This window comes from Pandoraea morbifera, assembly GCF_902459575.1.
Taxonomy (GTDB): Bacteria; Pseudomonadota; Gammaproteobacteria; order Burkholderiales; family Burkholderiaceae; genus Pandoraea; species Pandoraea morbifera.
The window spans coordinates 535,440-555,546 of record NZ_CABPSD010000002.1 but is presented as its reverse complement, the minus strand read 5'-3'; the positions used below and the strand labels follow the sequence as shown (position 1 = coordinate 555,546).

The following is a 20,107-nucleotide window of genomic DNA, read 5'->3' as shown; positions in this document are numbered from 1 at the left end:
GGCGACGCTCGCCATCGAGATGTTGGCGGGCCTTGCGTGATCGGCGCCGCCGGGCGAGCGCCGTCAGGTCGGGCCGATTCAGTGAGCGGCGTTCGCCTTGCCGCGCCGGGCAGGTGTCGTGGGCACCGCCTCGCCCGCGGCTTCGAGCAGGGCGAGGCACTGGGCTTCGTGCTGCGAGACTTCGTCGAGCGTGGCGTGAAGATCTTCGAGCTGCTGCTCGAGTACCTCGCGATGCTGCGCGAGGGTGTCGAGGAACACCTTGAGCTGCGGCACCGTGTCCTTGGGCGACTCGTAAAGATCGAGGATCGTCTTGATTTCCGAGAGCGTGAGGCCGAGGCGTTTGCCGCGAAGCGTGAGCTTCAGGCGCGTGCGATCCTGCCCGGTGTAGACGCGATGGCGTCCACCTGGGCCTTCCCGGGCGGGTGTGAGCAGCCCCTGATCCTCATAGAATCGGATCGCTCGGGGCGTGATGTCGAACTCGCGGGCGAGATCGGTGATCGTGTATGTGAGCATCGGGTTAAGCGGGTGCTTACCATTGCAGATAGAATTGCCGTTTACGTTAGCGTCAACTTGCACCGTATGCAATCGGTGACGGCGTCAACCTCACAACGAGAGAACAAGCCCTTCTGGAGCGTGGCCCCCCGTGAATGCCCTCGAACAACAACTGAACTATCCCCTTGGCGACTTTCTGCCTGACGGCGGCACGGTGCACGAAGTGGTGCCCGGCGTATTCTGGGTGCGCATGCCGCTGCCGTTCGTGCTCGACCACATCAACCTGTGGCTGTTGCGCGACGAAGTCGACGGCGTGAAAGGCTGGACCATCGTCGATTGCGGCATTACCCATCCGCAGATCAAAGCCTATTGGGAGCAGGTGTTCGACAGCGCGCTCGGCGGCGAGCCGGTGTTGCGTGTGGTGGTCACGCACTGTCATCCCGATCACCTGGGGCTCGCGCACTGGATCTGCAAGGGCGGCGACAAGTCGCGCTGGGACGCCCGGCTCGCCATGTCGCTGGGCGACTACGCATGGGGGCGTCTCATGTCGGAGGGCGACAACAACAACGCCGCGAACGCCGGTGGTGAATTCGCGGTGGCGCACTTCATCGCGCACGGGCTGGCCGACGAACGGATGATCGACCAGATCCGCAACCGCAAGACCTACTTCAGCGATCTCGTGCCGGAGGTACCGTCGCGCTTCTATCGCCTGCGCGATGGCGGCACGCTGCGCATCGGCGGCAACGACTGGCGGCTGATCGCCGGCTATGGACACTCGCCCGAGCACATGGCGCTGTACTCGGCGCAGCACAATGTACTGATCTCCGGGGACATGGTGTTGCCGCGCATTTCGACCAACGTGAGTGTGTTCGACATCGAGCCGGAGGCGAATTCGCTGCAACTGTTCCTCGACTCGCTCGGTGTCTATCTCGAGCTGCCCGCCGATTGCCTGGTACTGCCCTCGCACGGCAGGCCGTTCACCGGGTTGCACACGCGCATTCACCAATTGCGCGACCACCACGCGGCGCGATTGCAGGAAGTGCGCGACGCCTGCGCGCGCGCGCCGCAAAGCGCCGGCGACATCGTGCCGATCATGTTCCACCGCAAGCTCGACGCGCACCAGACGACTTTCGCCATGGGCGAGGCGCTCGCACACCTGCATCTTTTGTGGCACGCCGGTGAACTCCGGCGCACGCGTGACGAGAAGGGCGTCTGGCGCTTCAGCCCGGTCTGATTACCGCGCCGAGTCGAAAGCAAAAACGCCCCGCAGGCCGAAGCCCGCGGGGCGTTTTTGCCTGGTGTGACGCCGTCGGTGTCAGGCGTGTTGTGCCGCCGCCGGCAGGTGCCGTCCGTCGCGGCCGAGCAGGCCGTAGGTCACCAGGCTGATCGCCACGGTGAGCAGAATGTAATACGCGGGCGCGAGCGGATTCTGTGTCGCCTTGATCATGTACGTGATCCAGAACGGGGCAAGGCCGCCGAACAGCATCACCGAGACGTTGTACAGGATCGAGACGCCCGTCGAGCGCACGCCCACCGGGAACACTTCCGTGACGGCCGTCGGGAACGCACCCCATACGAAACCCATGCACACGGCAGGCAGAATCTGGGCAAGCAGAAGGTTGCCCATCGACGGCGCGTTATGCAGGCGCGTGAACATCCAGAACGACGTCAGGCCGTAGAGCAGCACGAACATCAGGATCAGCGGCTTGCGTCCCACGCGATCCGAGATCCACCCGGTCAGCGGGCACAGCGCCGCGATGAGCATGGCGGCGACGAACGTCGACAGGCTGGCGGCGCCCTGCGTCAGGCCGAGTTGCTTGACGGCATAAATCGGCGTGTAAATGAGCGTGACGTAGAACGACGTGGTCGCGGCCACGGTCAGGCCGAAGCCCGCGATGAGCGGGCGGTAGTGCCTGGAGAACACGTCAGTGAGCGGCGTGCGACGCGTCGGCTCGCGTGCGGCCGCGTACGCCAGGAACTCCGGCGATTCGGTCATGCGGCGACGAATGTAGAAACCGACCGGACCGATCAGAATCCCGAACAGGAACGGCAGACGCCAACCCCACGATTCGAGGGCTTCTTTCGTGAGGCTCGTGTTGAGCACATATGCGCACAGCCCGGCGAGCGCCACGGCAAGGGCCTGCGAGCACATCTGGAAACTGCCGTAGAAGCCACGCAGATGCGGCGGAGAAAACTCGATGAGCATGGCCGTCGACCCGCCGAATTCCCCGCCGGCCGAAAAGCCCTGGATCACGCGCGCGAGCAGGATCAGCAGCGGCGCCGCGAAGCCAATGGTCGCGTATGTCGGCGCGATACCGATGAGCCCCGTGCCCAGCGCCATGAGCAACACCATGACCGAGAGCGCGGACTTGCGACCGGCGCGGTCGGCGTACAAACCGAACGCGAGCCCGCCAATGGGACGGAAGAAGAACGCCACGCCGAGCGAGGCCACGCTCGCAAGCAACGAGTTCGTGTCGTTTTCCGCGGGGAAGAACAGCTTCGCGATGACAACGGCAAACAGCCCGTACACCGTGAAGTCGAACCATTCGAATGCATTGCCCAGCGTGGACCCGATCACTGCCTTGCGTCGCAGAGCAGGATCGATGGCCGGCGCGCCGGTGGGGGTTGTCTGCATGTGCCTCTCCTGCGTGGTTGGGCCTGCCGCAGTCGGATCGGTACGCGGCCATGGGCCGTCGACACGCGTCCGCTCTTTGGCGGCAATGCCGGTTTAACGTCGTGTATACCTCATGCCAGTTGCATGCCCACTCTAGCGCAGGTTTGGAATGCACCACAATGGGTCAAAAATATCGCAGGATCTTGCGTCGAACAGCGGATTTTCCGCATGGAACACTGCACCGCTGACAAACCTGCTGCTCTAGCGTCGTTTCCGATGCCCTTTCCAGCGATAGTGCCGCTGGTCGACCCAGTCCCACGCGCCGGTATAGGGGTCGAACACGTAGCCACCCCGATGCTCCGTGGTGTAGCACCCGCCTTTCTGCCGGTAGCAGCGCTCACGCAGAAAGTGGGCGGCGTCACGCGAGCTGCGCGGCAACCACGGCGGCACCACGACGTACGGCGGCGTCACCGGGGCGACCACCACGGGCGGCGGGGCGATGATGGCGGCGGGCGGCGTGATGAGGGTGGGCGCCGGCGTGACGATGCGCGGCGGCGGTGTCACGATCAGGGGCGTCGGTGCGACAACGGCTGGCGGCGGGCTTACGTAGGCGCCCGGCGCGCCGAACACTTGCCAGTTGCCGGCATCCAGTGCCGCACATCCGGCGAGTGCCGCGAGTGCCGCGAGTGCGGCGAGAGATTCGAGCCAGCGCAGTGCGCGGTAGCACTTGCCGACGCTCGCTTTCACGATGACGCGCAAGTGCGAGACCGCGTTCGAGACGGGGCGAATGCCGGTGATGACCTGGCAAAGAGGCTCGGACGAGACGAGGGTGACGCCGCGCGGAGGGCAAGCGCGCGGTGCGCCTTGCAGGGACAGGGCGTTCATGGGACATCGCAGGGTGAGCGGAGCGAGGCACTCTAACGCGCAATGCCCGGCATCCCGCGCGGTCGCGGCGCATTTTGGGGGATGTCCGAATGGAGTCTCGGCGCGACGGCGGCGGGCGTCGCGGGTGAAGCAGATTAGGCAGATGACGCACGGCGCACCGCGATGACGCGCCCGGGCTCGGGGCGCGTCGCCCTAAGGCGTGCCGGACGTCTTGCCGGTTGTGTCGTCCTTCGTGTCCTTCATGGCCTGTTGCGGGCCGTCCGCCTTAAGCGCCTCGGCCTCGCGCGCCTGGCGTTGCGACATCGTCGGCTTGCGCGGCGCCCGCGCGAAAAGCCTGTCATAGAGCCAGCGCGGCAGGTGTCGCATCGCGCAGGCCACGAAACCCATCGGCCAGGGCAGCACGACGAAGCGCCGGCCGCGCGCGATCGCCGCCGCGGCCTTTCGCGCGAACTTGTCCGCATCCATCAGGAAGGGCATCGGAAACGGATTGCCGTCGGTCATCGGCGTGCGAATGTACCCTGGCGCGATCGTGACCACCGCGACCTTGTCGGCCCGCAGTTCCACGCGCAGGCTCTCAAGGTAGGTCATCGCCGCCGCCTTGGAGGCGCTGTAAGCGCCATGACCCGGCAGACCGCGCACTCCCGCCACGCTGCCGATTCCCACGAGCGTGCCGCGTTTGCGCGCGCGCATGGGTGCCACGAACGGGCTGAAGGTAGCGACCATGGCCATCCAGTTGGTGTCCATGACGGAGGCGAAATGCGGCAGATCCGCTGCATCTTCCGTATTCACGCCGTGGCTGATGCCCGCGTTCGCAATGACGATATCGGGTACCCCGTGGCGCGCCATGAAGTCGTCCGCCGCCGCCCGCAGCGCCAGCGCATCGCGCACGTCGACGGCGTAGCAATGCACGGCGTGCGGATGCGGCAGCGTGGCCGCCAGATCGGTGAGCTTGTCGCCGCGACGCCCGACCAGGCCGAGAATGGCGCCCTGCGCCGCGTAATGACGTGCGAGCGCCTCGCCCAATCCGCTCGAGGCACCGGTAATAAAGACCTTCGGTGATGTCGTATGTGTGACCATGTAACGCAAAAGCCCGGCCGGAGCCGGGCTTTGTCGGCGGCGAAGCTTACATCTTCTTCGCGCGGATCTGATTGATGATCGAGTCGGCCGTCTTCAACGCCGCATCGAACGTTTGCTGCTCGGTGGTCGCCGGCTTGCCGGCCTTTTGCAATGCGTCGCCCGAGGTTGCCGGCGAAACGAGATACTTGCCCTGGATCGCAATCGTCGGCACGCCGTCGATCTTGTAGTCCTGCCACGTCTTGTTGGCGATTTCCACCGGGGATTCCTTGCGCGCCATGGCCGGCTTGCCGGCAGCGTCGTACGCGGCGCCGTAGGCGGCCTTGTCGATGCCGAACTTCGAGAGGAAATCGGCCTGCGTATCCTTCGTCAGCAGATAGTTGTGCTTGACGTGGATCTCATTGAAGACCTTCGGCGTGAGCTCGGCTTCCTTGCCCAGCGCGGTCAGCGCGATGAACATGCGCGTGTGCGGCTCGAAGCGGCTCTGGAAGGCCACCGGTACGCGCTTGAACACGACATCCTTGCCTTGCTTCTTGACCCACGCTTCGAGCGATGGCTCCAGCGCATTGCAGTGCGGGCAGCCGTACCAGAAGAACTCCGTCACCTCGATCTTGCCCGGGCCCGACGACGTCGGCTGTGCCTGCGGCAACACCAGGTAGTCGGTCCCCGCGACCGGTGCTTCGGGCGACGCCGAGGCCGCACCGGAGAGGAAACCGAAAGAAATCAGAACGGCACCAAGAAGTTTTTTCATGATCGTTATTGAGGAGTGAGGCGGACGCGCCAGCCATCGTTTGCGTGGCGTTCCCGCGAAACCATATCCCGAAGTCAGGCAATTGAATCGCCAGTGCGTATGACAGTCGATGCACTGCCGGGTTCAACACGCCGCCGACACCGGTTCCCCCCGAATAATGCAGCGTTTTTCAACATTCTGCTCAGCCGGCGTGGGATTGAATGGGGCAATGGGAAGAGACGCAAAAGGCGTTGCCCTTTCGGCGCAACGCCTTTTGCCACGGGGCGCTTACTGCTTCGTGAAGCGAATTACCGCCGTGTCGTAGCCGCCGTCCTGCAACCGCTGACGCACGTGATTCATCTCGTCGAGCTTGCCGTACGGACCGAGGCGCACGCGATAGAGCGTGAGACCGTTCGCGTCGCGCTGCGTGACCTTCGCCTCGAAGCCCGAGAGGGCCAGCTTGGCGCGCAGTTGCTCCGCGTCGTTTTGCGACTTGAACGCCCCGACCTGCAGGTAGTAGCCGGTGTTGGCGTTGTCGGTCGCGCTCGCCGGCGGCGTGGTCGGCGGAGCGACGGGCACCGTCGACTTGCCGTTGAGGATGTCCGCCGGCGACGGTTTCGTGTGAGCGGGCGAGGTGGCCGGCGCGGTGGGCGATGAGGCCACCGGCGGCGTGGTCGGCTCCACCGGCGTGCCTGGCACGAGCGGCGAGGTGGCCTGCGGGGACGGCTCCGTCGCCGCGGGACCCGAAGCGGCGCCCGGCAGCGGCGTGCGCGGCTGCAACGACTTGTTCGGATCCGGCGCCTGTGCGGCCGGCGAATTCTCGGCGGGGCGCGGCGGCGTCTTTTCGACGAACGGGGTTGGCGTCTTCGTGATGTAGAGCGCGACGACGACGGCAACGGCCAGCCCGACGATCAGGCCGAGCACGATGCCCAGGAAAGTACCGCCCCGTTGGCGGGGTGGTCGACGTTTGTTTGCCATCGAGTCGAGTCCGTCCTTACAGAGTTCCGATGCGATTGCCGTTCGGAGTGGGTTGGAAAGCTTACATCTTGGCCGGGGCGGACACGCCCAGCACGGCAAGACCGTTGCGCAGCACCTGACGCGTGGCCGCCAGCAACGCGAGTCGCGCATGCTTGACGGTTTCGTCGTCGACCAGCACGCGATCGGCGTTGTAGAACGAATGGAACGCGCTTGCCAGATCCCGCAGATAGAAGGCCACGGCATGCGGCGCAAGTTCCTCGGCGGCGCGCGTGAGCATGTCCGGATACTCGGCCAGCAGTTGCAGCAGCGCGAGTGCGCGTTCGCTGTCGAGCGGGGCGAGGTCGGCGTGCGCGAGTTGCGCTTCGTCGCCACCCCATTGCGTGAGGATCGAGCAGATGCGGGCGTGCGCATACTGCACGTAGTACACGGGGTTCTCGTCGTTCTGCTTCAGCGCGAGGTCCACATCGAACACGAATTCGGTATCGGCCTTGCGCGAAATCAGGAAAAAGCGCACGGCGTCGCGGCCACGGCGCAGCGCGTCTTCACGCTGGACCGGGTCCGTGACCGGCGTTTCGGCCGTGATGCCGCCCGACCACTCGATCAGGTCGCGCACGGTCACGTAGCTGCCTGCACGCTTGGAGATCTTCACCTCTTCGCCGTTGCGCATGACGGTGACCATCTTGTGCAGCACGTAGTCGGGATAGCCCTTCGGAATGCCGATGCCCAGCGCCTGCAGGCCGGCCCGCACGCGGGCGATGGTGCCGTGGTGGTCGGAGCCCTGCACGTTGATGACCTGATGGAAGCCTCGCTCCCACTTGCGCGTGTGATAGGCGACGTCCGGCACGAAGTACGTGTAGGTGCCGTCGGACTTGCGCATCACGCGGTCCTTGTCGTCGCCGTAATCGGTCGTGCGCAGCCAGAGCGCGCCTTCCTGTTCGTACGTCACGCCGGCGTCGACGAGTGCCTGCACCGTGCGCTCGACGCTGCCGTCCGCGTACAGCGACGATTCGAGATAGTACTGATCGAAGATCACGCCGAACGTCTGCAGATCGATATCCTGCTCGCGACGCAGGTACGCCACGGCGAATGCGCGGATCGAGTCGATGTCACCGATGTCGCCGCTGCCGGTGACGGGGGCGCCGTCGGAGGCCTGGACGGTCTTGCGCGCGAGGAAGTCCTGCGCGATGTCGCCGATATAGTCGCCGTTGTAGGCGGACTCGGGCCACTCGGCGTCGCCCGGCTTCAGGCCGCGGGCCCGGGCCTGCACCGACGTGGCGAGCGTCTGGATCTGCACGCCCGCATCGTTGTAGTAGAACTCGCGATGCACCGGGCGGCCCTGCGTATCGAGCAGCGCCGAGATCGTGTCGCCGAGCGCGGCCTGTCGGCCGTGACCCACGTGCAGCGGACCGGTCGGGTTGGCCGAGACGAACTCCACGAGCACCGGGGCGGCATTGCCTTCGGCGGCGCGTCGGCCGAAGGCCGCGCCTTCGGTCAGGATCGCGCGGGCGACCGACTGCTTGGCCGTGTTGGCCAGACGCAGGTTGATGAAGCCGGGACCGGCGATCTCGACGGCGTCCACCAGACCTTTGGCACGCGCGTCGGCGAGGATCGCGTCGGCGATCTTCTGCGCCAGTTCGCGCGGGTTGGCGCGCAGCGGCTTGGCAAGCTGCATCGCGACGTTGCAGGACAGGTCGCCGTGCGCGGCGACTTTCGGGCGTTCGAGCGAGATCGTGGGCGCGGCGGGCGCGGTACCGTCCGCGGGCATCAGGCCGGCGACGACATCGCCGATCAGCGCGACGAGAGCATTCTTTTGGGCGGGTAGCATTGGCGGGTGTTTCGGGTGCGCCCGGACGTGTCCGGACAGGCAATTGAATCGTCAGCACCGGATTTTAACAGGTGTATGATGAAGTCACGGTACCCGCCGGTCCCCTCGTTGCGTGACATGTCGGGGACGGGGGTGGTGATAACTCGAATAGGGAGCCAACCATGCTGGTAACGTTCAAGTCGCACGCCTCGCCAAACATCACGATGCTGGAAAATCTGGCGCAGTATTTGCTGGGAATCGTCGGCAAACAGGTGGGCGTAAGGGGTGCGATCGGCGACGACGAAACGGACGCCGCCGTCAAGAAGCTCGAGGCCGCCATTGCCGAAGACAAGGCCGTGGAACAGAAGCAGAACGAAGGGAAGAAGTCGGAAGAGCGTGACGAGAACGATCGCGTTCGTCTGGCGCAACGCGCCTATCCGCTGCTCAACATGTTGCGCGAAGCGAAGAACGAAGGCTGCGCGGTGACGTGGGAGACGAGCGAGCGTTAAGCCGCCGGAACTTGCCCCCGGGCCAACGGGGAGCGAGGCGGTCTCGCCCGATGCGTTTCGGACAGCAAAAATCGAAAAAGCAGGCCGCAATGTGCGCGCCTGCTTTTTTTTGCCGATATCAGGAAGGGGCCGCCCCGGGCGAGGGGGAGGGGCTGAGCAGCGGCGGCACCGCTTCCTGTGGGGTCAGGCCAGGCGTGGATTACTGCGCCTTGCCCGGTGCATTATCCGGCGCGTTGGTGCTGCCGTTGCCGGTATTGCCGTTGTTCGGCGTCTTCTTGGTACTGTGATGCGGCTTTTGCGTCTTCGACGTCGGGTGCGGGTTCGACGGCGTCATGGTCTGGGCGCCGGGCGTGGGGGTCTGCGGCGAAGTCGGCGAGGCCTGGCTGGGCATCGGCACCGACGGATCGGTCGTCGTGCCGCCGCCGGGCCCGGCCGCGCCGCCGCCTGCCGAGCCTTGGGCGAAACTCAGCGCCGAAGCGCCGGCGAGGGTCAGGGCGGCAACCGAAATAATCAGCTTCTTCATCAGATGGACTCCTTTACTTTGCGCTGCACACCTAAGGAACGTCTGTCGTGCAGGCATCACTTGCGTTAGTGAGATTCCAGTCTAAGAAGTCGCGTGCAATGGTGCTGTAAGCCTTTGTAATGGATTGTAATTCGGCTTTATCGGTTAGTCATCCGAACGACTTGACCAGAAGACCTGATTCACGCCGGGCAAGGTTTCGAGGTGATCGGTCAGTGCGTCGAGTTCGCCGGCCTTGACGGCGGTCGGCAGCAGCAGTGCCTCGATTTCGACTTCGGATTCGCCGAATGGGTGGATGTCCAGCGCACGCACCGGGTAATTCGAGGCTTCGAGCCACGCTTCGACCTTGTCGAGCACATCGCGCTGGACGGTGCGCGCGCAGATGACCGACAGCGCGTAGGTCGCTTCGGACGTGGCTTCGTTGATCGGCGCCCGGTTGATGCGGTTGACGACCGGTCGCAGCAGCGTGTTGGCCGCGAGCACGAATGCCGCGACCACGACCGCTTCGACGATCAGGCTCGCGCCCGCGGCGGCGCCCACGGCTGCCGAGCCCCACAGCGTGGCCGCCGTGTTCAGGCCGCGCACGGACGCGCCGTCTTTCATGATGGCACCCGCCCCGAGGAAACCCACCCCCGAAACGACGTAGGCGATCACGCGAGTGTCGCCTGGCATGAGTCGCATCGAGAGGTCGACGAAGGCGGCGGCGCCCACGGCGACCAGCACGTTGGTGCGCAGACCGGCCGTGCGCTGGCGGACTTGCCGCTCCACGCCGATGATCGTGCCGAGCACGAAGGCCACGAACAGGGAGATGGCCGTGTTGAGCAACGGCAGGAGCTGGAAATTCTGGAGGCTTTGCAGTGCGTGCATGGAACGTCTCGGTCGGCGCCGGCAGGCGAGGGAGGTCGGAACAAGCGCAAGCGCAGGTCGAGGCGCGCTCGGGCGCGCAAGGCCTGCGCGTCGTGCACAACAGGGGCACAACAGGGGTACAACAGGGAACAGCATGGCACCACGGGCCATCGCGCAGAGGAAAGCGGCGACCCGAGGAGCCGCCGCAATTATGCCTCCAGTTCGTGACGAAATGCGTTACGGCAGGCGCGGGGGCATGCAAGAGGACATGGGTTCCGCGATCTTGGTCACGACAGTTGCGGCGCGAGCAGACGTCGTGCCGTCGCCTCGTCCACGCCCGTGCGTTCCATGAAGTCTTCGACCTGATCGGGGCCGATCTTGCCGACGCTGAAGTACGTGCTGTCCGGGTGCGACAGGTAGAAGCCGGATACGCTCGCCGCGGGCAACATGGCCAGCGATTCCGTCACGCTCATGCCGATCTCGTGTGCCTGGAGGTAGTGGAACATCGGCCCTTTCACCGAGTGCTCCGGACACGCCGGGTACCCCGGTGCCGGACGAATGCCGACGTATTGCTCCTTGATTAGGGCGTCGTTATCGAGTTTTTCGTCGCTCGCGTAGCCCCAGAAGTCGCGGCGCACACGGGCGTGCATGCATTCGGCGAAGGCTTCGGCCAGACGATCCGCCAGCGCCTTGAGCATGATCGCGCTGTAGTCGTCGTGGGTGGCGAGGAACCCCGCCTCCCTGGCGTCCACGCCGAGGCCTGCCGTCACCGCGAACACGCCGATGTAGTCGGCCACGCCGCTGTCCTTCGGCGCGACGAAGTCGGCCAGCGACCGGTTCGGGCGACGCACGCCGTCGACCACCGGGCGCTCGCTTTGCTGGCGCAGGTTGTGCCACGTGAAAGCGACTTCCGTGCGAGATTCGTCGGTGTAGATCTCGATGTCGTCGTCGTTCACCACGTTCGCGGGCAGCATGGCGATCACGCCGTTGGCGGTGAGCCAGCGACCCTTGATCAGGCGATCGAGCATGTCCTTGCCGTCGGCGAACACGCGCTGCGCCGATTCGCCGACGATCTCGTCGTTCAGAATCGCGGGGAACGGTCCGGCGAGATCCCACGTCTGGAAGAAGGGGCCCCAATCGATGAAGTCCGCCAGCTCGGCGAGGTCGTAGTTCTTGAACACGCGCCGGCCGATGAACTTGGGCCTCGGCGGCACGTAGGACGACCAGTCGACCTTGAACTTGTTCTCGCGCGCGGTGGCGAGCGACACCATTGGCGTGGCCTTGCGGTTGGCGTGTTGGGCGCGCACGCGTTCGTAATCCGTCTTCACCTCTTCCAGATACCGCTCGGCGGCGTCGTCGGAGAGCAGGTTCGATGCCACCGAGACCGAACGCGAGGCGTCGGGCACGTAGATCACCGGGCCGTCGTAATTCGGTGCGATCTTCACGGCCGTATGCACGCGCGATGTCGTGGCGCCGCCAATGAGCAACGGGATGTTACGCAGCCGGAAATAGTCATCGCGCTGCATTTCCGAGGCCACGTAGGCCATTTCCTCGAGGCTGGGCGTGATGAGGCCTGACAGGCCGATGATGTCGGCGCCTTCTTCCTTCGCCTTGGCGAGGATCTCGGCGCAGGGCACCATCACGCCCATGTTGACGACCTCGAAGTTGTTGCACTGGAGCACCACCGTGACGATGTTCTTGCCGATATCGTGCACGTCCCCCTTGACCGTGGCGATCACGATCTTGCCCTTGGAGCGCACATCCTCGCCGGCGGCCGCCATGCGTGCCTTTTCTTCCTCGATGAACGGTACCAGATGCGCGACGGCCTGCTTCATCACGCGCGCGCTCTTCACAACCTGCGGCAGGAACATCTTGCCCGCGCCGAACAGATCGCCCACGACATTCATGCCGTCCATGAGCGGGCCTTCGATGACCTGAATCGGACGCCCGCCCGCCGCGGCGATCTTCTGGCGCACTTCCTCGGTGTCTTCCACGATGAACGTGGTGATACCGTGCACCAGCGCGTGCGACAGACGCGCCTCGACCGGCTGGTTGCGCCACTCCAGGTTTTCCTCACGCTTTTGCGCCCCGCCCTTGAAGCGGTCGGCGATTTCCAGCAGACGCTCGGTGCTGTCGTCGCGCCGGTTGAGTACCACGTCTTCCACGCGCTCGCGCAGTTCGGGATCGAGATTCTCGTACACGCCGAGCTGGCCGGCGTTGACGATGCCCATGTCCATGCCCGCCTGAATCGCGTGGTACAGGAACACGGTGTGGATCGCCTCGCGAACGATGTCGTTGCCGCGAAATGAGAACGACACGTTCGACACGCCGCCGCTGATCTTTGCGCCGGGCAGGTGCTGCTTGATCCAGCGCGTGGCGTTGATGAAGTCGACCGCGTAGTTGTTGTGTTCCTCGATGCCGGTCGCAACCGCGAAGATATTGGGGTCGAAGATGATGTCCTCGGGGGGGAAGCCCACTTCGTCGACGAGTACGCGGTAGCTGCGCTCGCAGATCTCGATCTTGCGCTGGTAGGTATCGGCCTGTCCCTGTTCGTCGAAGGCCATGACCACCGCGGCGGCGCCGTAGCGGCGGATGCGCTTGGCATGTTGCACGAACGCGTCCTTGCCTTCCTTGAGCGAGATCGAGTTGACGATTGCCTTGCCCTGCACGCACTTCAGGCCCGCCTCGATCACTTCCCACTTCGACGAATCGATCATGATCGGCACGCGCGCGATGTCCGGCTCGGAGGCGATCAGGTTCATGAAGCGAACCATTGCCGCCTTCGAGTCGAGCATGGCCTCGTCCATGTTGATGTCGATGACCTGCGCGCCGTTCTCGACCTGCTGGCGGGCGACCGCGAGCGCTTCGTCGAACTGGCCGTTCAGAATCATGCGCGCGAACGCTTTCGAGCCCGTGACATTGGTGCGCTCGCCGACGTTCACGAACAGCGTGCCTTCGCCGATGTTGAAAGGCTCGAGGCCGGACAGGCGCATCGGCGGTACGAGGGACGTTTGGCTCATGGGGCGGATCCGTTCAGTGGGTGGCGCATCGCGGCTTCGGGGCGACGCGCCGGGTGTCTTGCTTTCAGACCTGTCGATCTATCGGACGTGCCGTCGCCGGACACGCCGGCGACGGCGGGGCGGCGCTCAGGCGTCGGCGCTGCGGTATTGCGACGGCCAGCGGCGCGGCTTCACGTCGGCCAGCGCCTTGGCGATCTCGGCGATATGCTCCGGCGTCGTGCCACAACAACCGCCTGCCAGATTCACCAACCCGGCCTGGGCAAACTCCCTGAGCAGGCCGGACGTCACGTCGGGCGTCTCGTCGAAGCCGGTGTCGCTCATCGGATTGGGCAGGCCGGCGTTCGGATAGACCGAGACGTAGGTGTTGCAGAGCTTCGCCAGCTCGGCGATGTAAGGGCGCATCAGCGTTGCACCCAGCGCGCAGTTCAGGCCGAATGTGAGCGGCCGGGCGTGACGCAGCGAGTTCCAGAACGCCTCGACCGTCTGGCCGGACAGAATGCGTCCGGACGCGTCGGTCACCGTGCCCGAGATCATGATCGGCAGCAGCTCGCCGGTGTCTTCGAACAGTTCGTCGATGGCGAAGAGCGCGGCCTTGGCGTTGAGCGTGTCGAAGATGGTCTCGACGAGAAACAGGTCGACACCGCCGTCGAGCAGCGATTTGGCCTGCGCGTAATATGCCTCGCGCAACTGGTCGAAGTCGACGTTGCGCGCACCGGGATCGTTCACGTCGGGGCTGATGCTCGCGGTCTTGGGTGTCGGGCCGATGGCGCCGGCGGCGAAACGCGGCTTGTCGGGCGTGCTGAAGGCATTGCACGCCTCACGCGCGAGCCGCGCGGACTCCCGGTTCATCTCGTCGGCCAGCGCTTCCATGTGATAGTCACTCTGGGCGATCGTGGTCGCGCCGAAGGTGTTCGTCTCGATGATGTCGGCGCCCGCTGCCAGATACTTGCGGTGGATCTCGCTGATCACGTCCGGTCGGGTCAGCGAGAGCAGTTCGTTGTTGCCTTTGACGTCGTGCGCGAAGTCGGCAAAACGCTCGCCGCGATACTCGGCCTCGCCCAGCTTGTATTGCTGGATCATGGTCCCCATCGCGCCGTCCAGAATCAGGATGCGCGACTCGAGCAGCGCAGGCAGCGCCTGCCCACGCGTATAGGCGCGCGTGGATGGCGTGGCGTTTGCGGCGGGTGGGGTTGCGGTGGTCATGACGGACGTCGCCTTGGAGTGGCCGGAAAACCTATAATTGTAATGGTTTTGGCGGCAATCGCCCGCGAGACGCGCCGTTTCCCACTATTTCGACAACGATATGGAATTCCTTCTGCCGGGCGCTGCCCACCAGTTTCTGCAAGCCAACGCCAACGCGCTGTTCGTCGACTGCCGCAGCGAGATGGAATACCTGTTCGTCGGGCATCCGGCGGGCGCCATCCACGTCGCCTGGAACGACGGTCCCGACTGGGAGATCAACCCGCATTTTGTCCAAAGCGTGCGCAAGCTTGCGGGCGCGGGGGGCGACCGTCCGGTGCTGCTGATCTGCCGCAGCGGGAATCGCAGCACGGCGGCGGGCGAAGCGCTGGAGGCCGCGGGTTTTCTGAACGTCTACGGTGTGCTGCACGGCTTCGAAGGCGATCTGGACGCCACTCACCACCGCAACGCCGTGAATGGCTGGCGCTTCGAGGGCTTGCCCTGGGAGCAGTGCTGAGCCTGACACGAGGTCAAGCCCTGATGCCATGAAAAAACCCTCGCCGTGGCGAGGGTTTTTGTGTGGCTACACCGCTTGCGGTGCCGACGTCAGTGGAGCACGACCGGGTTCGTCATGAAGGTGTCGAACTGTCCGAGGAATTCGTCGACTTCGTCTTCGGAAGGCTCGGTGGCAATCAACTTCTGCACCTCTTCACGGAATTGCCGGGCAAGCGTGCCGTCGAGAAAGATCTCGCGGCCAGCGGTCTTGTCCACGATTTCATAGCCACCGGCAGACAGCGAGTGATTGCCGTTATCCGCGGCAAACTCAACGACACAGTAATTCGGGCTGTTGTAAATCATGAGCATGGCAACTCTCCTGGTGTTCCTGCATGGTCCTTGGTACCCACATAGGGGCGACGCGGCGCGATTTCAAGAGGCAGTGCCCCATGATTCGCTTATCGGCACACCGGCTGACGAATTCAATGGCGAATTCAATGGTTTCGGCCCTCCTTGGTCAAAGGTCCCGCTTCAGGTCCCGCATTCTGCAGGGTTCATACGTTAGAGGCGGCCCCCTGCAAAAACGTTGCAAGGGCATTGGTTACGAACTGTTTCTGCTCGACGATCGACAGATGCGCGGCGTCGGGCACGACCACCAGACGGGCGCCGGCGATCCCGTCGGCAATGCGCTGCGCGACAGGTGGCGGCGTGGAGGGATCGTTTTCCCCTACTAGCACCAGCGTCGGTGCCTCGATTTCGTGCAACCTCGATCGCACGTCGAACTCGGCGAGCGCTTCGCACGCGGCGGCAAAACCCTCCGGATGGGCGCCGGCCACCAGTGCCCGAATCCGCTCGGCGCGATGCGGATGACGCTTGCGGAAACCCGCGCTCAACCAACGGCCCAGCGTGTCGTCCGCCAGCGCCTTCATGCCATCGTCGCGAGCTTGCGAGGCGCGCTCTCGAAAGCGTTTGGCGTCGGCCTCGTCGTAGCCGGCGGTGGTGTCGATCAGCGTGAGGCTGGTGATACGCTCGGGGGCGTCTAGGGCGACCTGCTGGGCGACTGCGCCGCCCATCGAAATACCCACGAAGTGGGTGCGGGGGATTTCCAGCGAACTGAGCAGTGCCGTGGCGTCCGCGGCCAACTGCTTGACGGAGTAGGGCCCATGGGGCACGTCGCTGCGTCCGTGGCCGCGGCTGTCGTATCGCAGTACTCGGAAGTGAGCCGCCAGATCGGGCACCAGATCGTCCCAGACCGTCAGGTCCGCACCCAACGGGTGCGCCAGCGTCAGCCAGGGACCATGGCCGTCCACTACGTAATGCAGCGATGCTCCGTTGGCACTGACTTTCATGTTGTCCGGCCTCCCGAATTTCGTCGATACATTGGCGAAGTGGCGTCGATGCACTGGGATGTTTCCGATTATGTCAGGAACACGTAACTTGTGCAGCGCGATTCGTAGTAGTGGGGCAACACTTCGCCGGGCGGCCGCATGATCGCGGTGTCTGCGTGGGGTCCGTGCCGGGGCTGCGATGATTCGCTCGACAATCGAAGGAATTCAGGACGGCGATTTCTGGGTGAATATCAACTCGAATTCGTTGCCCGACGGCTCGGTCTGCTTCACGCGCACCGGCATCCAGTCGAGCGACGGCGCGAGCCAGATGTCGACGCGCCGCTCGTCGCCCGCCTTGCGCGGCAAGCGCGTGAAGTGGCGCGTCTCGACATACCCCTGCGGTGTGGTCAGCGTCTCGCTGCCCACGTACTGCACCGGCCACACTTCGCTGCTGTCGGTGTCGACCACAGTGAACTCATGCGTGACGCCCACCTGTGTGTAGCGTTCGGGGTTGCCCCGCGCGTAGCTCGCCAGTTGCATCATCACGCTGAAACGGTCCTGGGCGCCGGGCGCGAGCGGCGCCGATTGGCCCGAGCGCGAGAATGTCAGCGTCGGGGCGCCTTCGCGAAGGAAATCGGTGACGTACTCGGCCCGCCGCCCGCGCTTTTCCACGTAACGGGACGGCGCGATGCCATTCACGTCGAAGCCGCCTTCGCTGATGAACTCGAACGTACCGAAAAAGATGATGGGCACGGCAATGCGCAGGCGGTAGTGCCCGTTCTCGTTCACCCATTGCAGCTGGCCGGTCTGGTTGCGCACACCGTTCATGAGCGCGTCGTAAGTCAGCGTGGTGGACGGTGGCGGATCGAACTTGTCGCCATTGGCCGCGGCGGCCGTGAGCGGCGGTCCGGGCGGCGCTTGCGCCGCCGCGTCGCTCGCCGCCGCATCCGGGGTGTCACCGGTGCCGGCGACGGTCTCGGAGGCCGCCTGTGGACCCGGCGTATCGGCCGTGGCGGGCGCCGCGAGCGTGTCGGGCCGCGACGGGGCGGCGGCCGGCCTGGCCGCAGGCTTGCGCACGGGGGGCTTCGTCGGCTTCGGGGGCGGTGGCGACGGGGCCTCAGGGGTGGGGGGCGCGACCGGTTTGAGCGGAATCAGCGTGATTGGAATCACGGGGGTCGGCGTGTCGTCGAGCGGCGTGCGATGCAGGGCGACCCACATCGCGAGGAGTCCGTGCACGACGAGCACCGCCGCGAGCACGCCCGTCCGGACGAGCCATGGCCTGCGCCCGCCAGGCGGCCACGCGCCGGACCGGGTCTCGCCCGGCGCCGCATTGCGGGAGCGTCCGGGGGGATCGGAGTGATCGGAACGGGAGGGGCCAGAAAGGCGTGGGTCGCGCGAAGACACGGGAATCGGAGAGCCGGAACGTCAGAGCGTCAGCATCTCACATTGCGATGAAGTCGGTTCGACACTTCTCGCTCACCGCCGTTCATGCCGCGCCGCGACCATGCGGATCAGGGCCGGTGGCCGGGCGCCTGCGCATGGCCCAGATCCGCCGAGAGCTTTTGCGCCAGGGTGCGCAAGGCGGTGTCGATCGGTCCGCCCCAACTCGCGTCGAAGCGGCTTTCCGGGCCGAGCGCCATGAGCCCCATGACGAGCTGCCCGGTGGCGTCGAACACCGGCATGCAGAACGCGTTGACGGACGGCAGCACCGTGCCTTCCACGCGCGCCGCGCGGTGAGCGCGCACGTCGTCGAGCACTGCTTCGTATTGCTCGCGCGTGGCCGGCAGGTGGTGGCGCGAGGCGTGCTGCAGGGCGGTCAGGGCGGCGTCGATGAGCGGGGCCGTCTGACGCGCCGGCAGGTAGGCGGCGAAAAGGCGTCCGGCCGCCGATTCGAGCATCGGCATCACGTCGCCCAGACGCAGTGGCACGCGCATCGGGAACGTCGACTCCAGCCAGTGCACGACGGTCGGTCCCTGGTTTCCCCAGACGGCGAGACCGACCGTCTGATCGATGGCGTCACGCAGTTCGGACAGGGCGAACCGGGCGGCCTTGAAGGCGTCGATGCGCGCGAGATGGGCGAGGCCCATGCGCAGCGTGAAGGGGCCGAGGTCGTAACGGCCGCTCACGGGATCCTGCACGATGAGCCCCAGCCGCTGGAAACTCACGAGATAGCGGTGCGCCTTGGCGGGATTCATGCCCGCAGCGTGGGCGAGATCGCGCAGCATCATCGCGTTCGACGCCTCGGTGAGGACTTCGATGAGTCGGAAGCCGACCTCGATGGACTGAATACCCGAGCGGGTCTTCTCCTCGTCGGGCGCGGTGTCGTCTTGATCGAGCTTGTTGTCTTTGTCAGGCGCTGTCATGTGTCTCCGTTGTTCTCGTGTACGTCGTGTGCGAAAGCGTCTTCGGCTTCGTCATTTTCCTTCGGCGGCGTTCGTCGCTCGCCGCGGACTGCCGTCGTCGTCGCGACGTGGGTCGCCGTTAGGGGCGTCAGGGCGTCAGGGCGTCAGGGCGTCAGGACGCTCAGGTAGAATCGTGCGCTTCAAGCGCCATTCTATCGGGCCCGAGATCGCCCGCAGACTCCCACACATGAAACTTGCCACTCGTAAGGACGGCACCCGTGACGGCCAGTTGATCGTCGTCTCGCGCGACCTGTCGACCGCCTGCATTGCCGATGCCATCGCCCCCACGCTGCAACGCGTGCTCGACGACTGGACCTTTTACGCGCCGCAACTGCAAACGCTTTACACCGAGCTCAATCATCATCGCGCGCGCAACAGCTTCGCGTTCGACCCGGCCGAGTGCATGGCGCCGTTGCCGCGGGCGTATCAGTGGGCCGACGGTTCGGCCTACGTGAATCATGTCGAGCTGGTGCGCAAGGCGCGCGGTGCGGAAATGCCGCCCGAGTTCTGGACCGATCCGCTCATGTATCAGGGCGGCAGCGACGACTTCCTCGGTCCGACCGACGACATCGTGTGCGCGTCGGAAGACTTCGGCATCGACTTCGAGGCCGAGGTCGCGGTGGTGACCTCGGACGTGCCCATGGGTGCGAGCCCCGCGCGTGCCCTCGAGGGCGTGCGTCTGCTCATGCTGGTCAACGACGTAAGCCTGCGCAACCTGATCCCGGCCGAACTGGCCAAGGGCTTCGGCTTCTTCCAGAGCAAGCCGGCGAGCAGCTTCTCGCCGGTGGCGATCACGCCCGACGAACTCGGCGACGCCTGGCGCGACGGACGCGTGCATCGTCCTCTCACGGTGAAGTGGAACGACAGGAAGTTTGGTGCGCCGGAGTGCGGCGAGGACATGGTCTTCGATTTCGGTCAGCTCGTGGCCCACGTGTGCAGGACACGCAACGTGCGCGCGGGCACTATCGTCGGCTCGGGCACCATCTCGAACAAGGATCGCAGTCGCGGCAGTGCTTGCATTGCCGAGAAGCGCATGCTGGAGACGATCGACAAGGGCGCCCCGGAGACGGAATTCATGCGCTATGGCGATCGCGTTCGCATCGAGATGTTCGACGCGCAGGGCAAATCGATCTTCGGCGCCATCGACCAGGCGGTCGCGCCGCTCGACGAATAACGAACAACGCGTTCACCACGTCGCGCGTTCGCGCCGTGCGAGCCCCGGCATCGCGCG

Annotated in this window: 19 protein-coding genes; 4 read left to right on the top strand and 15 right to left on the bottom strand. The window is 65.3% G+C overall.

The window, feature by feature from the left end; all coding sequences use genetic code 11:
- Positions 1–78: 78 nt before the first annotated feature.
- Positions 79–513 carry a MerR family transcriptional regulator gene (locus tag PMO31116_RS05995; RefSeq protein ID WP_150565899.1) on the bottom strand — a complete coding sequence of 145 codons (435 nt, stop codon included), beginning with the start codon at positions 511–513 and terminating at the stop codon, positions 79–81.
- 130 nt (positions 514–643) lie between these two features.
- Between PMO31116_RS05995 and PMO31116_RS05990 the strand changes: the two genes are divergently transcribed.
- Positions 644–1,726 carry an MBL fold metallo-hydrolase gene (locus PMO31116_RS05990; protein ID WP_150565898.1) on the top strand — a complete coding sequence of 361 codons (1,083 nt, stop codon included), beginning with the start codon at positions 644–646 and terminating at the stop codon, positions 1,724–1,726.
- An 81-nt stretch (positions 1,727–1,807) separates the two neighbouring features.
- Here the strand turns inward: PMO31116_RS05990 and PMO31116_RS05985 are convergent, their stop codons facing one another.
- The 6 genes from PMO31116_RS05985 to argS form a co-directional block, all read right to left on the bottom strand.
- Positions 1,808–3,127 (bottom strand): MFS transporter, encoded by a 1,320-nt coding sequence (locus PMO31116_RS05985; RefSeq protein ID WP_150565897.1) that lies wholly within the window; start codon positions 3,125–3,127, stop codon positions 1,808–1,810.
- Positions 3,128–3,367: 240 nt separating this feature from the next.
- Positions 3,368–3,991 (bottom strand): hypothetical protein, encoded by a 624-nt coding sequence (locus PMO31116_RS05980; protein ID WP_150565896.1) that lies wholly within the window; start codon positions 3,989–3,991, stop codon positions 3,368–3,370.
- Between the two features lie 192 nt (positions 3,992–4,183).
- Complete coding sequence (locus tag PMO31116_RS05975) at positions 4,184–5,068, bottom strand: SDR family oxidoreductase (RefSeq protein WP_246185154.1); 885 nt, start codon at positions 5,066–5,068, stop codon at positions 4,184–4,186.
- 46 nt (positions 5,069–5,114) lie between these two features.
- Entirely contained in the window at positions 5,115–5,816 is a 702-nt protein-coding gene (locus tag PMO31116_RS05970) for a thiol:disulfide interchange protein DsbA/DsbL (protein ID WP_023597890.1), read from the bottom strand.
- A 267-nt stretch (positions 5,817–6,083) separates the two neighbouring features.
- On the bottom strand, positions 6,084–6,773 hold the full coding sequence (locus tag PMO31116_RS05965; RefSeq protein ID WP_150565895.1) for an SPOR domain-containing protein: 690 nt from the start codon (positions 6,771–6,773) through the stop codon (positions 6,084–6,086).
- Between the two features lie 61 nt (positions 6,774–6,834).
- On the bottom strand, positions 6,835–8,598 hold the full coding sequence (gene argS / locus PMO31116_RS05960) for an arginine--tRNA ligase (protein WP_150565894.1): 1,764 nt from the start codon (positions 8,596–8,598) through the stop codon (positions 6,835–6,837).
- 161 nt (positions 8,599–8,759) lie between these two features.
- On the opposite strand from argS, the gene PMO31116_RS05955 reads away from it, so the two are divergent.
- A complete protein-coding gene (locus PMO31116_RS05955; RefSeq protein WP_023597887.1) occupies positions 8,760–9,086 on the top strand; it encodes a DUF1840 domain-containing protein in 327 nt (108 codons plus the stop codon).
- A gap of 199 nt (positions 9,087–9,285) precedes the next feature.
- Here the strand turns inward: PMO31116_RS05955 and PMO31116_RS05950 are convergent, their stop codons facing one another.
- The 4 genes from PMO31116_RS05950 to PMO31116_RS05935 all read right to left on the bottom strand — a co-directional run bounded on the left by PMO31116_RS05950 (position 9,286) and on the right by PMO31116_RS05935 (position 14,675).
- A complete protein-coding gene (locus PMO31116_RS05950; RefSeq protein WP_150565893.1) occupies positions 9,286–9,609 on the bottom strand; it encodes a hypothetical protein in 324 nt (107 codons plus the stop codon).
- Positions 9,610–9,753: 144 nt separating this feature from the next.
- Positions 9,754–10,464: an MgtC/SapB family protein gene (locus PMO31116_RS05945; RefSeq protein ID WP_150565950.1), complete on the bottom strand. Its 711-nt coding sequence runs from the start codon at positions 10,462–10,464 to the stop codon at positions 9,754–9,756.
- Between the two features lie 275 nt (positions 10,465–10,739).
- A complete protein-coding gene (gene metH, locus PMO31116_RS05940; RefSeq protein ID WP_150565892.1) occupies positions 10,740–13,472 on the bottom strand; it encodes a methionine synthase in 2,733 nt (910 codons plus the stop codon).
- A 126-nt stretch (positions 13,473–13,598) separates the two neighbouring features.
- Entirely contained in the window at positions 13,599–14,675 is a 1,077-nt protein-coding gene (locus PMO31116_RS05935; protein WP_150565891.1) for a homocysteine S-methyltransferase family protein, read from the bottom strand.
- A 100-nt stretch (positions 14,676–14,775) separates the two neighbouring features.
- Here PMO31116_RS05935 and PMO31116_RS05930 point away from each other — a divergent pair, with 100 nt between their 5' ends.
- Positions 14,776–15,168 carry a rhodanese-like domain-containing protein gene (locus PMO31116_RS05930; protein WP_023597882.1) on the top strand — a complete coding sequence of 131 codons (393 nt, stop codon included), beginning with the start codon at positions 14,776–14,778 and terminating at the stop codon, positions 15,166–15,168.
- Positions 15,169–15,257: 89 nt separating this feature from the next.
- Here the strand turns inward: PMO31116_RS05930 and PMO31116_RS05925 are convergent, their stop codons facing one another.
- The 4 genes from PMO31116_RS05925 to PMO31116_RS05910 all read right to left on the bottom strand — a co-directional run bounded on the left by PMO31116_RS05925 (position 15,258) and on the right by PMO31116_RS05910 (position 18,837).
- Positions 15,258–15,515, bottom strand: a complete 258-nt coding sequence (locus PMO31116_RS05925; protein WP_023597881.1) for a BTH_I0359 family protein — start codon at positions 15,513–15,515, stop codon at positions 15,258–15,260.
- A gap of 185 nt (positions 15,516–15,700) precedes the next feature.
- Positions 15,701–16,495, bottom strand: a complete 795-nt coding sequence (gene pcaD, locus PMO31116_RS05920; RefSeq protein ID WP_150565890.1) for a 3-oxoadipate enol-lactonase — start codon at positions 16,493–16,495, stop codon at positions 15,701–15,703.
- 204 nt (positions 16,496–16,699) lie between these two features.
- Positions 16,700–17,692 (bottom strand): DUF3108 domain-containing protein, encoded by a 993-nt coding sequence (locus PMO31116_RS05915; protein WP_174970886.1) that lies wholly within the window; start codon positions 17,690–17,692, stop codon positions 16,700–16,702.
- A 293-nt stretch (positions 17,693–17,985) separates the two neighbouring features.
- Positions 17,986–18,837 carry an IclR family transcriptional regulator gene (locus tag PMO31116_RS05910; protein ID WP_150565888.1) on the bottom strand — a complete coding sequence of 284 codons (852 nt, stop codon included), beginning with the start codon at positions 18,835–18,837 and terminating at the stop codon, positions 17,986–17,988.
- Positions 18,838–19,063: 226 nt separating this feature from the next.
- On the opposite strand from PMO31116_RS05910, the gene PMO31116_RS05905 reads away from it, so the two are divergent.
- Positions 19,064–20,050 (top strand): fumarylacetoacetate hydrolase family protein, encoded by a 987-nt coding sequence (locus PMO31116_RS05905; RefSeq protein WP_150565887.1) that lies wholly within the window; start codon positions 19,064–19,066, stop codon positions 20,048–20,050.
- The last annotated feature ends 57 nt before the right edge of the window (positions 20,051–20,107 follow it).

Bases quoted from the DNA above. Each gene is read 5' to 3' on its own strand.
- PMO31116_RS05995 (WP_150565899.1), bottom strand. From the start codon at position 513: ATGCTCACATACACGATCACCGATCTCGCCCGCGAGTTCGACATCACG.
- PMO31116_RS05985 (WP_150565897.1), bottom strand. From the start codon at position 3,127: ATGCAGACAACCCCCACCGGCGCGCCGGCCATCGATCCTGCTCTGCGA.
- PMO31116_RS05980 (WP_150565896.1), bottom strand. From the start codon at position 3,991: ATGAACGCCCTGTCCCTGCAAGGCGCACCGCGCGCTTGCCCTCCGCGC.
- PMO31116_RS05975 (WP_246185154.1), bottom strand. From the start codon at position 5,068: ATGGTCACACATACGACATCACCGAAGGTCTTTATTACCGGTGCCTCG.
- PMO31116_RS05970 (WP_023597890.1), bottom strand. From the start codon at position 5,816: ATGAAAAAACTTCTTGGTGCCGTTCTGATTTCTTTCGGTTTCCTCTCC.
- PMO31116_RS05965 (WP_150565895.1), bottom strand. From the start codon at position 6,773: ATGGCAAACAAACGTCGACCACCCCGCCAACGGGGCGGTACTTTCCTG.
- argS (WP_150565894.1), bottom strand. From the start codon at position 8,598: ATGCTACCCGCCCAAAAGAATGCTCTCGTCGCGCTGATCGGCGATGTC.
- PMO31116_RS05955 (WP_023597887.1), top strand. From the start codon at position 8,760: ATGCTGGTAACGTTCAAGTCGCACGCCTCGCCAAACATCACGATGCTG.
- PMO31116_RS05950 (WP_150565893.1), bottom strand. From the start codon at position 9,609: ATGAAGAAGCTGATTATTTCGGTTGCCGCCCTGACCCTCGCCGGCGCT.
- metH (WP_150565892.1), bottom strand. From the start codon at position 13,472: ATGAGCCAAACGTCCCTCGTACCGCCGATGCGCCTGTCCGGCCTCGAG.
- PMO31116_RS05935 (WP_150565891.1), bottom strand. From the start codon at position 14,675: ATGACCACCGCAACCCCACCCGCCGCAAACGCCACGCCATCCACGCGC.
- PMO31116_RS05930 (WP_023597882.1), top strand. From the start codon at position 14,776: ATGGAATTCCTTCTGCCGGGCGCTGCCCACCAGTTTCTGCAAGCCAAC.
- PMO31116_RS05925 (WP_023597881.1), bottom strand. From the start codon at position 15,515: ATGCTCATGATTTACAACAGCCCGAATTACTGTGTCGTTGAGTTTGCC.
- pcaD (WP_150565890.1), bottom strand. From the start codon at position 16,495: ATGAAAGTCAGTGCCAACGGAGCATCGCTGCATTACGTAGTGGACGGC.
- PMO31116_RS05915 (WP_174970886.1), bottom strand. From the start codon at position 17,692: ATGTGGGTCGCCCTGCATCGCACGCCGCTCGACGACACGCCGACCCCC.
- PMO31116_RS05910 (WP_150565888.1), bottom strand. From the start codon at position 18,837: ATGACAGCGCCTGACAAAGACAACAAGCTCGATCAAGACGACACCGCG.
- PMO31116_RS05905 (WP_150565887.1), top strand. From the start codon at position 19,064: ATGAAACTTGCCACTCGTAAGGACGGCACCCGTGACGGCCAGTTGATC.